The sequence below is a fragment of the Pengzhenrongella phosphoraccumulans genome, assembly GCF_045689905.1.
GTDB lineage: Bacteria > Actinomycetota > Actinomycetes > Actinomycetales > Cellulomonadaceae > Pengzhenrongella > Pengzhenrongella phosphoraccumulans.
Genome location: NZ_CP144210.1, coordinates 1641772 through 1654752, shown reverse-complemented (window position 1 = coordinate 1654752; position 12981 = coordinate 1641772). Strand labels below are relative to the sequence as shown.

The 12981-nt window shown below is 71.9% G+C and carries 12 protein-coding genes and 1 tRNA gene; 6 read left to right on the top strand and 7 right to left on the bottom strand.

Going from position 1 to position 12981, the window contains the following annotated elements:
- Positions 1–4 precede the first annotated feature (4 nt).
- Together surE and VTA80_RS07665 are read right to left on the bottom strand one after the other, a co-directional pair.
- Positions 5–769, bottom strand: a complete 765-nt coding sequence (gene surE, locus VTA80_RS07670) for a 5'/3'-nucleotidase SurE (RefSeq protein WP_407344801.1) — start codon at positions 767–769, stop codon at positions 5–7.
- The gene (locus VTA80_RS07665; protein WP_407344800.1) at positions 766–1788 is read right to left on the bottom strand and encodes a 1-phosphofructokinase family hexose kinase; all 1023 of its coding nucleotides are present in this window, start codon (positions 1786–1788) and stop codon (positions 766–768) included. Before VTA80_RS07665 ends, surE begins: the two co-directional genes overlap by 4 nt.
- 248 nt (positions 1789–2036) lie before the next feature.
- Here VTA80_RS07665 and VTA80_RS07660 point away from each other — a divergent pair, with 248 nt between their 5' ends.
- Positions 2037–3695: a mechanosensitive ion channel domain-containing protein gene (locus tag VTA80_RS07660; RefSeq protein ID WP_407344799.1), complete on the top strand. Its 1659-nt coding sequence runs from the start codon at positions 2037–2039 to the stop codon at positions 3693–3695.
- 186 nt (positions 3696–3881) lie between these two features.
- A complete protein-coding gene (locus VTA80_RS07655) occupies positions 3882–4163 on the top strand; it encodes an iron-sulfur cluster biosynthesis family protein (protein ID WP_407344798.1) in 282 nt (93 codons plus the stop codon).
- 142 nt (positions 4164–4305) lie between these two features.
- Here VTA80_RS07655 and VTA80_RS07650 read toward each other — a convergent pair whose 3' ends face one another.
- The 3 genes from VTA80_RS07650 to VTA80_RS07640 all read right to left on the bottom strand — a co-directional run bounded on the left by VTA80_RS07650 (position 4306) and on the right by VTA80_RS07640 (position 6545).
- The gene (locus VTA80_RS07650; protein WP_407344797.1) at positions 4306–5106 is read right to left on the bottom strand and encodes an HNH endonuclease signature motif containing protein; all 801 of its coding nucleotides are present in this window, start codon (positions 5104–5106) and stop codon (positions 4306–4308) included.
- Positions 5055–5984, bottom strand: a complete 930-nt coding sequence (locus VTA80_RS07645) for a hypothetical protein (protein ID WP_407344796.1) — start codon at positions 5982–5984, stop codon at positions 5055–5057. Before VTA80_RS07645 ends, VTA80_RS07650 begins: the two co-directional genes overlap by 52 nt.
- Before the next feature lie 485 nt (positions 5985–6469).
- Positions 6470–6545: transfer RNA gene (locus VTA80_RS07640), tRNA-Lys, on the bottom strand.
- Positions 6546–6802: 257 nt separating this feature from the next.
- Between VTA80_RS07640 and VTA80_RS07635 the strand changes: the two genes are divergently transcribed.
- Positions 6803–7330, top strand: a complete 528-nt coding sequence (locus tag VTA80_RS07635; RefSeq protein ID WP_407344795.1) for a hypothetical protein — start codon at positions 6803–6805, stop codon at positions 7328–7330.
- Between the two features lie 57 nt (positions 7331–7387).
- Positions 7388–8002, top strand: coding sequence for a maleylpyruvate isomerase N-terminal domain-containing protein (locus VTA80_RS07630; RefSeq protein WP_407344794.1), 615 nt, complete (start codon positions 7388–7390; stop codon positions 8000–8002).
- 403 nt (positions 8003–8405) lie between these two features.
- Here the strand turns inward: VTA80_RS07630 and VTA80_RS07625 are convergent, their stop codons facing one another.
- A complete protein-coding gene (locus tag VTA80_RS07625) occupies positions 8406–9359 on the bottom strand; it encodes a patatin-like phospholipase family protein (RefSeq protein ID WP_407344793.1) in 954 nt (317 codons plus the stop codon).
- A 163-nt stretch (positions 9360–9522) separates the two neighbouring features.
- Between VTA80_RS07625 and VTA80_RS07620 the strand changes: the two genes are divergently transcribed.
- Positions 9523–11205, top strand: coding sequence for an alpha/beta hydrolase (locus VTA80_RS07620; RefSeq protein ID WP_407344792.1), 1683 nt, complete (start codon positions 9523–9525; stop codon positions 11203–11205).
- A 62-nt stretch (positions 11206–11267) separates the two neighbouring features.
- Positions 11268–11678: a DUF5709 domain-containing protein gene (locus VTA80_RS07615; protein ID WP_407344791.1), complete on the top strand. Its 411-nt coding sequence runs from the start codon at positions 11268–11270 to the stop codon at positions 11676–11678.
- Between the two features lie 32 nt (positions 11679–11710).
- Here the strand turns inward: VTA80_RS07615 and VTA80_RS07610 are convergent, their stop codons facing one another.
- Positions 11711–12769: a LacI family DNA-binding transcriptional regulator gene (locus VTA80_RS07610; protein WP_407344790.1), complete on the bottom strand. Its 1059-nt coding sequence runs from the start codon at positions 12767–12769 to the stop codon at positions 11711–11713.
- Between the last annotated feature and the right edge of the window lie 212 nt (positions 12770–12981).

Here is a 12981-nt window from a genome sequence, read left to right as displayed (position 1 = left end):
GAGGTCAGCTGAGGCCGTGCGGAAGCTCCGGTAGCTCGGTCTCGGTGTCCTCGCACGCCGTGCGCAGCAGCGTGATCGTGGCCCACCCGCGCGCGAGCAGGCCCGCATCCGTGTCGACCTCGCGCGTGAGCTCGATCTCGGAGTAGGTGAGCATGAGGTTGCCGTGGGCCACCTCGCGGATCCGGGTCTGGACGGTGCCGAACGCGGCGAGCGGCGCGCGCCGCAGCCCCCGCACCTGGGCGACGGGCCGGTCGGGCACGTTCACGTTGACCACCCGGTCGGTGAGCGCGGACGCGAGCAGCCAGTCGACCAGCGGGCGCACGACGACGCCCGCGGTCTCCCAGTGCCGCGGGTCGGCGTCGGCGAGGGACACGGCCATGCCCCGAATGCCGTGCGTGACGGCCGAGAGCGCCGCTCCGACGGTGCCCGAGTGCAGCACGGCGTGACCGGTGTTGGCACCCTTGTTGACCCCGCTGAGCACGAGGTCGGGCTTTGGGCCGAACCCGCCGTGCGCGGCCACGAAGGCGATCAGGCCGGGCGCGGCGCGCACGGCGTACGACGGCACGTGGTCGGGCAGGCCGGGCGCCGCCTTCTCGTCGATGATCAACCGACCGTCGAGCTCGGCGCCGACGAGCGACGCGCTGGTGCCCGACGACTCGCGCGCGGGCGCCGCGACGATGACGTCGCACCCGGCGTCGACGGCGACCTGCGCCAGGACGGCCAGGCCGTGCGAGTCGATGCCGTCGTCGTTCGTGACCAGCACTCTCACGGTTCCTCCCGGTTCGAGCTGACCGTGTCGAGCACGCGGACCCGGACCTGGTCGGAGAAGCGTTCGATCTGCTCGCGGCGGCCGGTGCCCAGGCCGCGCCGGGAGACGTTCAGGGCCCCGGCGGCCGCCCCGAGCCGCACGGAGTCGACGATCGACATCCCGCGCCCGACGCCGACCGCGATCCCTCCCGTCATCGAGTCCCCCGCGCCCCGGTGGTCGACCGCCGTGACGGCGGGGACGGCGAACTCCAGCACGGCGTCGGCGGTGACGAGCAGCCCCGGCTCGGCGGCGTGCGAGACGACGACCGCACCCACACCCCGGTCGACCAGCCGGCGCGCGGCGTCGAGCAGCGAGCGGGCGTCGTCGTCGGCCGAGAACCCCCCGGCGATGAGCTCCTCGTGGCTCATCTTGAGCAGCGCGGGCGAGCCGGTGGCGACCGCGCGGGCGGTGTCGTCGGACACGTCGGCGATCACGGTCCGGCCCGCGGTGCGCAGGTCCTCGGCGAGGCGTCCGAAGAACCCGGGCGGGACGACGTCGGCCGGGTCGGCCCCGGTGAGCACGCACACGTCCGACTCGAGCGCCTCGACGAGCACCGTGCCGTACAGGTCGTCGAGCTCGTGCCGGTCGAGCCGGCGCGGGGGCATGGACGCGATGACCTGACGCTGGCCGTTGCGACGGTCGTGCACGTAGGCGCCGTTGCCGCCGTTGTACCGGGTCGCGCGCACCTGCAGGTTCTCGAGCGAGGCGAGGTGGGCGATCACCGTCCCGGTCTCGCCACCGAACGGGCCGCAGACGACCACCTCGGCCCCCAGCGAGTACGCCATCCGCGCGAGCCAGAGCCCCTGCCCCCCGGGGTGGACGTGCACGTCGGGGTGCTCGGGGCCGGCTACGCCGGGCCCGGCCGCGCTGCCTGCCTCGATCGTGACGGTGAGCAGCGGCGTCGCGGCCAGGACGCACACGCGCGGGGTGCGCACGATCGTCGTCGGGTCCGCGAGCGGTGCGGTCAGGTCGGCGCTCACGGGCGGCTCCTCGGGAGGCGGGGGTGGACGGCGGCGGCGGCGGGGCCGTCTCTTGGATTGTCGCGCCGGGGTCGCGCCGGCGCGCGCCGACGCCCGCTGCGACCCCGCCGGACCCCGCACTGACGCCCGCTGCGACCCCGCCGGACCCCGCACTGACGCCCGCTGCGACCCCGCCGGGCACCCACTCTGACGCCCGCTGCGACGGACGCGATGTCTACCCGCTCAGGTCGGACGCCTACCCTGGCCGCATGCCTGCAGCAGTGATCGCGACCGACACCGTGGACGTCATCGTGCCGATCGGCGCGATCGTCGCCGCCATCGCGGTCGCTTTCGTCCTCGCCACCCTCATCTCGGCCGTCGTCCGATCCGCCGCCCGGCGCTCGAACCTCGCGATGGACGTGATCCACAAGGTCCGGCGCCCGATGCGCGCGGTGCTGGTGGTCGTGTCGGTGTGGATCGCGCTGCGGCTGTCCACCGACAGCTCGGACTGGGTTATCGCGGCCGAGCACGCGCTGCTGATCGCGCTGATCATCTCGGCGGCGTGGTTGATCGGCGCGCTTGCGTTCGTCGTCGAGGACGCCGCCCTGGCGCGCTTCCGGATGGACGTGCCCAACAACCGTCACGCGCGCCGGATCCGCACCCAGATCACCGTGCTGCGCCGCCTGACGGTCGCGATCCTCGCGATCGCCGCGATGGCCGGCGTCCTGATGACCTTCCCCGACGCACGCGCGGCCGGTGCGACGCTGTTCGCCTCGGCCGGGGTGATCACGATCGTGGCCGGCTTGGCCGCGCAGAGCTCGCTCGCGAACGTCTTCGCCGGGCTGCAGCTCGCGTTCACCGACGCCATCCGGGTCGACGACGTGGTCATCGTCGACGCCGAGTGGGGCCGCATCGAGGAGATCACGATGACCTACGTCGTCGTGCACCTCTGGGACGACCGGCGCCTGATCGTCCCGTCCACCTACTTCACGACCACGCCGTTCCAGAACTGGACCCGGCGCGAGGCGAACCTGCTCGGCACGGTCGAGCTCGACGTCGATTGGGCGGTGCCGGTCGACGAGATGCGTGCCGAGCTCGTCCGGCTGCTCGAGGTCAGCGACCTCTGGGACAACCGGGTCGGTGTGCTCCAGGTGACCCAGGCGACGGGCGGGCTCGTGCAGGTGCGTGCGCTCGCCAGCGCCGTCGACGCCCCGACGCTGTTCGACCTGCGCTGCTACGTGCGCGAGGGGCTCGTCAGCTGGGTGCAGGCTTCCGCGCCGCAGGCGCTCCCGCGCACGCGCATCGAGGGCGCCGCGGTTCCGATCGCGCGCGCCCCGTCGTCCGACACGCAGCCAGCCCTGCCCGAGGGACCGCTGCCCAAGAAAGCGCTTGAGCTCGCCCGTCCCGATGACGCTCGTCCCGAAGGTGCCAGCCCCGACAGTCGCCAGCCCGACGGTGCCCGTCCCGACAGTCGCCAGCCTGACGGTGCCCAGCCAGACGGTGCTCATCCTGACGGTGCCCGTCCCGAGGAATCGCGGCGCGACGGAACCCGCCGCGAGCACGCTCGCCCCGACCGCACACTGCACGACGGCGACGTTCTGCCCGCCGCAGGCCCAGCACGCGAGCCGGCTGCCGCCGATCGCGGCGGACCGGACCGGTGGCGCGAGCAGACGACCGTGATCCCGGCGACCCGGTCCGCCGAACCCCCGACCAGGCGCACCACCCGTCGGGTCCCCGCCGCCGACGAGACCGTGCAGTTCACGACTCGAACCGACTCCCGGCTCTTCACGGGCAGCATCGACGCGGTCGAGCGCGCCCAGGCGTTCGCGGGCCCGGGTCCCGAGGTGCTGGCGGAGCGCGAGCAGACCGCGGAGCGTGCCCTCCGCGAGCACGAGTCGACCAACACGACGGAAAACCCCCACGCCTGACCCTTGGCCCGAGGTGGCGCAGGCCGACACCGGAGCTGTCCACCCAGTGGACGATCTGGACGGGCAGGCTTGCATTCGGGCGCGAGGCTTGTGACGGTGGAGGGGACCGCAGGTGCCTGGACCGCTCGCCATCCCCCCGGGGGATGACGACTCCTGGCGCCGAACCCGGCTACCGGAGGAGCTCCCTTGCTCACCCTGACCGAGAACGCTCGCACCACCGTCCAAGACCTCACCGACACCGCGGGACTGCCCGAGACCGGGGGCCTGCGCATCGCGACCTCCACGTCTGACCAGGGCGGATTCGACCTCGCGCTGGTCGCCGAGCCAGCCCCCGGCGACGCAGTCGTCGAGGCGGGCACCGCCAAGATCTACCTCGAGCCCACCGCGGCCGAGCTGCTCGCGGATCAGACGCTCGACGCTGATCCCGAGAACGCGACCACGAGCTTCATGGTGGTCCCGCAGGTCTGAGAACCTCGCACGACCAGGGCCGTCCGCAGATCGTTGCGGGCGGCCCTGGCGTCGTCTTGACCCCGCCCGGCCTCGGTGCTGACGCCACCTCGCACGCCGTCCGCACGCGGGGCGGCCGGCAGGCAACGCGCTGTGCCGGCCGTCAGGCAACGCGAGCATCTGACGTCCGGAAGAGGTCGTCGGGGTAGATCTCGCGCGCGTCGATCGGCGCATCGACCTGAGTGAGGTCGAGCTCGTTCGGTGGTTCGGGTGGTCGTGGTGGTGCGGGCGGTTGGATCCCGGGTGGTCCGGTCTGTCGGAGTTGTCGTCCGGTGGGGTCGGTGAATTGGTACCAGACGCGGGCGATGCCGGTGATGGCGTCGTAGTCGCGTGTGGTGTGGCGGGTCAGGGTGAGGTCGAGTCGGTGGACTTCGTGGTGGTGGAAGTTGCACAGCAACGCGCCGTTTTCTACGGAGGTGACTCCGCCGTCGCGTTGCCACCAGGCCAGGTGGTGGATGTGGCACCAGCGGGCGTGGGCGTGGCAGTCGGGCCAGGCGCATTCGCGGTCGCGGGCGATGACGGCTTTGCGTTGGGGTCCGGTGAACAGTCGTTCGGTGCGCCCGAGGTCTAGGGGGACGCCGTCGGCGTTGATGACGATGCGGGTCAGTTCGCAGTCGCACATGATCACGCCGAGCTCGGAGGCGGGCACGGGTGTGCCGTCCTCGAGGGTCGCCGGCGCATACCCCAGCACGGGGAGCACCGCAGGCCCCGCCCCGCACCGCGAGTCGTTCGTCGTGTCGCTGCGCCCGGAAACCTCCCAGTCGTCGTCGTTGTCGGTGGCAAATCCGAAGGTGGCCAGGGCGGTGCGGCGGCGGTCGCGGTCGGCTTGGGCGGCGGCCCAGGTCGCTTCGGTCAGGATGACGGACACCTGGGGTGGCACGTGGGCGCCCGGTTTGGTGTCCACCGACGCCAGGATCCGCTCGGCGATCGCCCCGAGGGCGTCGGCGTTGCGTTGGCCGTGGTCGCGGTCGTCGTCGGCGGCGGGTCGGGGGTGGCGGCTTCCAGGGCGAGGGCGACCTGGTGGCCGGTGAGGGAGTCGAGCAGTCCTTTGAGGTGGGTGCCGTGCGGGGTGTGGGTCAGGTGCAAGAACCTGGCGCGGCGTTGGGCTTGGTGGTCGCGTTCCAGGCCGGCGGGGTCCACGTGGGCGGCCCACCGGTCGGCGGTGCGCGCGAACGTGCCCGCGTCCTGCCCGGCCGCCAACCCCAACAACGTCTCTTGCCCGGCGGGAGAGGTGGCGGCTTGGCGTTGGGCGGGGGTGCCGGTGGCGGCGACCTTGGCGATGATGCCGGCGTGCTCCAGCGGGATACGCCCGTCGGTCACGGCCTCGCGCACGTCGGGGACGGTGTCGAGCTCGGTGGCTTGGCGCACTCGGGCGGCGCCGCCGCGCTTGCCGAGGCGGGTCTTGCGTCCGACCCAGGCTTCGAAGGTGGGGTCCCCCGACCCGCGCCACGTGTCGGCGTCCCGCTCAGCGATGAGCACGGCCGAGCGGATCGCTTGCAGGGTGTCGATCGTCAGGTTCAGCGCGGTGAGGATGCCCTGCCGCTCGGGCCCGGCCCACCCTGACGCCCCTGCCGCAGCAGCGGCGAGCGCCGCAGCGGCGGCGCGCAACGCGGCCACCTCGCCGCCGGCCCCGCACGTGGGCGGCGCGACCGGGCCGCCGTCGGCCACGGCCCGAGAAGAACCTGACACAGCAACGGCGTCGGCCACTGGAATGTGGGCGGTGGCAGCCAGGCTGGCGGGCGACGCGACCGCGACGGGCGCGAGGGGAGGCGCAGCGGTCACGTCCACAGCTGCCCCCTCTCGCCATCGAGTCGCTAGAACCGAGTCAGAAGATCGAACACCTGTGCTAATCGTACCCAACCCGGACGAAACGGTCAAGAGGCAACGGGACTGGTTCCCGGAGCGGCTTCGATGCCGACGTGTCCGATGACTTGCCGGCACGAGCGCACCCGAGGCCATCGCGAGATTCCGCCGCCTCGCGCACGCGCCGACGACGCCGCGCGGCGGCACGAGGGAGAAGGCGATCGCGACGGCGGGCAGCACCGCGCTCATGTCGTGACAGGCCTACCGCACCCGCGAGCCCGGTGGCGACGGCCGCGATGAGGTCGACGAGGGTCGGTGAGGTCGACGAGGGTCGGTGAGGTACGGCCGGTGATCTGGGAGTTCGTGAGCAGGTCGGTCGTGCTCGCCAGCACGATCCAGTGCCCGACGCCGAGCGATGAGCGGCGACGGGTGGCTCACGGCCGTCGTCGTGCACGACGACGCGATGGTGGGCCCCGTCGGGCTCGAACCGACGACCAACGGATTAAAAGTCCGATGCTCTACCAACTGAGCTAGAGGCCCGGGGGATACGGGAGATGATCGGGAGAACCCTCAGGAGAACCTTCGGGACAACCCCGGGTGCTTCCGCCCCGCCGGGACAGCCTACTGGAGCGCGTGAGAGGTGGAGTGTCGGCGCGATTCTCCTGCTTCCTTCGAATCCCGCGAGCGCGCGCTGACGGAGGTTGCATAGTTGCCCCGCGGTGCCCCGCGACGATGTGTGTCAATTCTCAGGAGGAATCATGGCGAGGCCGCCTGCGTCGGAGCTCAGCCAGACCCGGTTGCGGCGGCATCTCCCGCTGTGGACCTACCTCAGCATCCCGATCGGCTTCATTGCCTGGGTGATTGTCATGGAGGAGGTCGTCCACCCCAGCGTCGCGCGTTTGCTCTTCTCGACCTGGTCCGTGTCCACCGTGCAGATCTACACCCTGGCGCTGGCTGCGGTAGCTCTTGCAGTGCTGGCCTGGTTCGATCTGACGCGTCGCACGCTGACGCCCGGCGCGCACGCACGTCTGTGGGTGGCGGTGATGTGCACGGTCCCTGTGACGCTCCTGGTTCAGCTGCCTGCACGGCAGTTCGGCCGGCAGGGTGCTGAGCGGCTCGTCCGAGAGTTGGGTTACGAGCTCGGCACGACGGAGAACACGGTAGGCGCCACTGTCTTGTTCGCAGCGATTCCGACCGTTGCCCTGTGTGGTGTGCTGCTCTGGTGGGCCTCGGGGCATTCGGGCAGGGTCCCGTTCGCGTACGCCGCCTTGATCGTGTGGTTGCTCGTGGTCGCGTTCACCGGATGGGCGTTGGGGCACCCCTGAGCCGCGGGTTGCCGGCTAGCTCATGACGGGCGCCCTGGCCTGGGCCAGACTCGGGTGATGAGCGACGACTGGGCCGTCTCCCGCCAGCTCTTCCGCGATGCGGCCGACTGGTTCGTCGCCACGACCGCGCAGGTCGGCGACCGCTGGTCGGAACCTGGCCTCGGTGACTGGGACGTGCGGGCCCTGGTGGGCCACACCTCTCGGTCGCTGCTGACGGTCCAGACCTACCTCGGCATCCCCGCGCCGGCCGTCGACCTCGACTCCACGACCGCGTACTACCTGGCCACCAGCTCGATCGCTGCGGGTCCGGAGGTCGCCCAGCGTGGTCGAGATGCGGGCGAGGCGTTGGGTGTCGACCCTGCCGCTGCTGTGGCGGCGATCGCCCGGCGAGTGCTGCCGCTGCTGGACAACACAGACGGCACCGAGCTGGTCACCACCGTGGCTGGCGGGATGCGACTATCCGCCTATCTGCCCACTCGCACCTTCGAGCTCGTGGTGCACACGCTCGACCTCGGGGCGACGCTGGGCCTTGTCGCGGACCCGCCCCCGGGCGCCGCGTCGCAGAGCCTGCGAATCGTGGCCGACCTGGCGGTTGCCAGGGGGCTGGCTGCGCCTCTGCTGCTCGCTGCCACGGGTCGGACCCTACTTCCAGCCGGGTTCAGCATCCTCTGAGATCGAGTAGCGCCCGTCCGGACCGCAATGGTGCCCTCGAACGACTTCACCGCACGACGCCGGGTGCGAAACGGCGCGGGTGCGTGACCTGGTTGCGTGTCCCGGCAGACCGAGCCCGGGCGGTATGACCGACCTGGACGTCGAGCTGTGCGAGTCGGGCGAGCTGGTCTTTGAAGCAGGGCTCACGGACGGCAGTGGGGCCAACTTCCCAGATCGTGGACGTCGTCCACCAGGGGATCGAGGTCCGGCGGGTTGCGGAGGGGCCGCCCGACGTCTGACAGCCGTCTGACCGAGTCGGTTCAGGAAGCGCGGGGTAGGGCGGTTCGACGGGACACCGGGCCGAGACGCCGTCGGGCACCTGTCCGAGCAACGGACGGGGCTGACGTCGCGGGTGGCGCAACCGCTACCTGGCCGGGATCGGCCGGATCTGTCGCAGCGCCTCGATTTCGGGGTTGAGGATGGCCAGCGGGGGCCGGCCGTACAAGCCGGGATCGGGCAGCCCCGAACGGGTGCCGAGCTCCGCCAGCGCCGCCAGGGCGATCTTGCCCTGCTCGTAGGAATCCTTCGCGAGAGCGGCAGTGCTCTCGAAGTCGAAGATGGTCGTCGGGATCGATTCGGGCACCGGGAGGTACAGCACGGGGACGTCGGCGGCCACGGCAAGGTCGACCGTGACCTGCTGGCGACCCGCGATGGCGAGCGCCTGCACGAGCACGGCGACCAGGCCCTCCGACCACCTGCCCTCAGCCCCGAAGATGCCGCAGTCGAGGACGATCACCGACCGTGCACCCCGCATCACGGCCTGGCGCACCGGGATGTTGGCGACGAGACCGCCGTCGACGAGGCGGCGGCCGTCGCGCTCGACCCACGGGTACGCGACCGGCACCGCGGACGACGCCAGCAGAGCGGACCGGAGGTCGCCCGCGTCGAGGTCGACGCGGACCCCCGTGTCGAGGTCGGTGGCGATGGCGACGAACGGGAGCTCGAGGTCTTCGATCCGTGACACGGGCAGGTACTCGGCGAGCAGGTCGGACAAGGGCGTCGGGTCGAACACGAAGGGGCGCCGGGCCGACGTCGCGGCGATGGTCCTCAGCAGGAAGCCGCCGGGGAATACCTGCTGACGGTCGATCCGCGGCCAGATCTCCCCGAGCTTGGCCGCCGCGCCATCCGGGTCGGCCGCGACGACCGCCCCGTTGAGCGACCCCACGCTGGTCCCGATCACCAGGTCCGGACGCAGGTCCGTCTCTGCCAGCGCACGGAGCATCCCGAGCTGGACGGCGCCCCGCGACCCACCTCCGCCCAGGACGTACGCGAGCGGGCGAGGAATCATGTGCGCGAGCTTCACCAGGTCATCGGCCACGGCGTCATCCTTGCATCGGACCCCGGTCGGCGCAGGCCATGGCCCGCGTGCTCCCGTCTCCCCGAATCGGGCATCACCTGGCACGATGGTGCACCTTCGCCCGTCGCGGGGAAGTCCTTCAGGGTTGCTGACGCCGCCGATGCTCGGCGGAGGGGAGACGGGTGTGCTGACCACCGAGATGGACGTCGCGGTCCCGCACGCCCCGCCGCGCTGGCGCGCCTACTTCGGCGCGAGCTGGGCCGGGCTGGTCGGCGCGGTCTTCGGCCTCGGGGCCGCGCTCACCCCGTCTCTCCTCCCGCGTCCGGCCGTCTTCGAGGGCATCCTCGCGGGCATCGGCGCGGTGCTCGGCTACGGGCTCGGGGTGCTGCTCGCGTGGGCCGTCCGCAAGGCGGTTCCCCGCGAACCGAGCGCTGCGGTCAAGCGGCGGATCTGGCGGATCACGATCGTGGCCGCACCGGTGCTCACCGTGGTGTGGGTCGTCCTCGGGGTCCGGTGGCAGGACGACGTGCGCCGCCTCGTCGGGGTGAGCGCCGGCGGCGCCGGATCGATCCTTGTCATCGGCGCGATCGCGGTGGCGACGTTCGTGGTCACCCTCGGGGTCGCGCGCGCTCTCCGACGGCTGGCCGGCTGGCTCGCGCTTCGACTGGCTCGCGTCATCCCGTTGCGGATCGCCGGCCTGGTCGCCACGGTACTGATCGCCCTCGGGATCTACTGGCTCATCTCCGGCGTCCTGTTCGCGGGCTTCACCTCGCTGGCCGACCGCTTCTACGCGGGCACGAATGCGGACACCGTCGCGGGGATCTCGCAGCCGACCGATCCCGCGCGGTCAGGGTCGCCCGCCTCGTTGGTGTCCTGGGAGTCGCTGGGCAGGGAAGGCCGCAACTTCGTCGCGCGCGGCCCGTCGCCCGCCGTCCTGACCGCGTTCTCCGGCCGGGCCGCCGTGGAACCCATCCGGATCTACGTCGGGGTGGACACGGCTCCCGACGCGCCCTCCCGGGCCGCGCTCGCCGTGCGCGAGCTCGAGCGCACCGGGGCGTTCGACCGGCCGGTGCTCGTGGTCGCCGGGACCACGGGGACCGGGTGGCTCGAGCCGCAGTCCACCGATGCGCTGGAGTACCTGTGGAACGGCGACACCGCGATCGTCGGTATCCAGTACTCGTACCTGCCGAGCTGGATCTCGACCCTCGTCGACACCCAGCGGGCCGCCGACGCCGGCCGAGAGCTCTTCGATGCCGTGTACGCGCGCTGGCAGGAGCTGCCCGCGGACGATCGGCCCCAGCTCATCGCGTACGGGCTGAGCCTGGGCTCGTTCTCCATCCAGTCTGCCTTCGCCTCCGGGGCCGACCTGGCCAGCCGGACCGACGGCGCGCTGCTCGTCGGCAGCCCGAACTTCAGCCAGCCGTGGGGCGACATCACGAGGTTTCGCGACGCGGGCAGCCCCGAGTGGCAGCCGGTCTACCGCGCAGGCGAGAGCATCCGCTTCGCCTCGGGCCCCCCGGCCGAGGCACTCCCCTCGGCCACCGGGTCGGTGCCGCGGATCCTGTACCTCCAGCACGCGTCCGACCCGGTCGTGTGGTGGAGCACCGACCTGATCGCGCGGGAACCCGACTGGCTGACCGAACCGCCCGGCCCCGACCGGTCGGCGTTCATGAGCTGGTTCCCCGTGCTGACCTTCGCGCAGGTGACCGTGGACCAGATGGTCGGGACGTCGGTGCCGAACGGGCACGGCCACAACTACCCGGACGCGATCGTCAGCGCATGGTCCGCGGTGGTTCCGGCCCCCGTCTCGAGCACCGCGGAGTCGGCTCGGCTCCAGGCGCTGATCGACACCTACGCAACGGAGTAGGCCCCTGGCGCCAGGTGCGAGTCCCCCTGTGTTCGGGCGATCGATGGTGGGAAACTGGACACATGACCAACGAAACTCCAGCAACCAGCGCAGACCCCGAAACCGGCACCGAAGGCGACACCGACCAGCTCACGCAGGAGGACACCCTGATCGACCGGGGCGTTGACGACCTCCTGGATGAGGGCTATTCGCCGCTGGACCACCCGCGGGCGAACCAGTTCGGCGACACGGATGCGGAGCAGGAACGCGGGGAGAGCCTCGACCAGCGGTTGGGCGAAGAGGAGCCGGAGGTCTGGGTCGCCCCTGAGCGCGGCGCCCGAGAGGCCGCTCGCGCCGGCCGTCTCGTGGCGGACGACGATGCGCTCGACGGGCATCGCCCGAACGACGTGTTCGCGCAGGACGTCGGCGTGGACGGGGCGGGCGCCAGCGCGGAAGAGGCTGCCGTGCGGGTCGTCGACGAGCCCAACGACTGACCAGGGCTGACCGCTACGTCAGACGGGTTGGTTCAGGAGGACTCCCGAACCACCAGGTGCACGGGGAGGACCAGATGGTCGCTGCCCTGCGGGTCGGGGAGGTCGTCCGCCCGGGGTGCCGCGAGATCCGGTCGGGCGGTCGCGAGGAGCAGATGCACCATCGCCCGGCCCTGCAGGATCGGCTGCTGGCGGATCGTGGTCAATGGGGGATCGGCCAGTGCCGCGAGCGCGATGTCGTCGAAGCCGACGACCGCGACATCCTCCGGCACGCGCCGCCCGGCCCGGCGAAGCGCGCTCATCGCACCCAGGGCCATGAGGTCGGAGGCGACGAACAGCCCGTCGAGGTCGGGCGCGCGTCCCAGCAACCGGCCGACGGCGATCTCCCCGCTCAGCTGGGTGAAGTCGCCCCCCTCGACCCGGTCGGCCCGGAAGGCCCGGCCGAGTCCGGCGGCGAAACCCGCGAGCCGGTCCACACCGGCGGACATGTCCTGCGGTCCCGTGATGGTGCCGATGACGGCGCAGCCGCGGGCGAGCAGGTGCTCTACGGCGAGCAGCGCCCCGGCGACGTTGTCGTTGTCCACGTAGCCGATCGCGAGGCCGGGTTGGAGGGGCCGTCCGCCGATGATGAGCGGAACGCCGGCCTGGATCATCGCCGCCGGTAGCGGGTCATAGCCGGCGTGCTCGGAGATCAGCAGGACCCCGTCGGGGGGAGCGGCGCGCAGGCTCTTCTCGATCCGGTCGAGGTCGCGTTGGGACTGCGCCATCAGGAGCACCATCTGGAGGCCGGCGTCGATGAGCCCCTGGCTGACGCCGCGCACGATGCCGCCGAAGAACGGGTCACCGAAGATTCGTTCGTCCGGTTCTGACACCACGAGCGCGACGGTCTCGGTGCGCTGCGTCACCAGCGTGCGGGCCGCTTGGTTGGGCACGTAGCCGAGCTCCGCGATGGAGCGCTCGACCCGTGCGCGCAGCTCGGGATCCACCGACGCCCAGCCGTTGACGACGCGTGACACGGTCGACCTGGAGACCCCCGCCAGAGCGGCTACGCGCTCGAGATTGGCGCGTCCCGGCGCCTTGCTCGACTCCGTCACGCTGCCTCCCGTGGTGACCCTCGTGCTCTCGCCTCCCTGAGGGGCATGGAGCGCCGGGGCTCGGCCGTCCGGGGAGCGGATGGAGAAATCGTAGCCGTACCACCTGGGCTGTTGCCGTTTTGTCGTGATCGTGCCACTCTCGCGGAGAGCGCTCTCTGGGACTCAGCGTGGAGTCCCCTGCACGGCGCTCACGCACGGCGCGACACCTCACC

What these genes read in the sequence shown, in the direction of transcription:
- VTA80_RS07660 (WP_407344799.1), top strand. Translation starts at nt 2,037, where the DNA reads ATGCCTGCAGCAGTGATCGCGACCGACACCGTGGACGTCATCGTGCCG.
- VTA80_RS07630 (WP_407344794.1), top strand. Translation starts at nt 7,388, where the DNA reads ATGAGCGACGACTGGGCCGTCTCCCGCCAGCTCTTCCGCGATGCGGCC.
- VTA80_RS07615 (WP_407344791.1), top strand. Translation starts at nt 11,268, where the DNA reads ATGACCAACGAAACTCCAGCAACCAGCGCAGACCCCGAAACCGGCACC.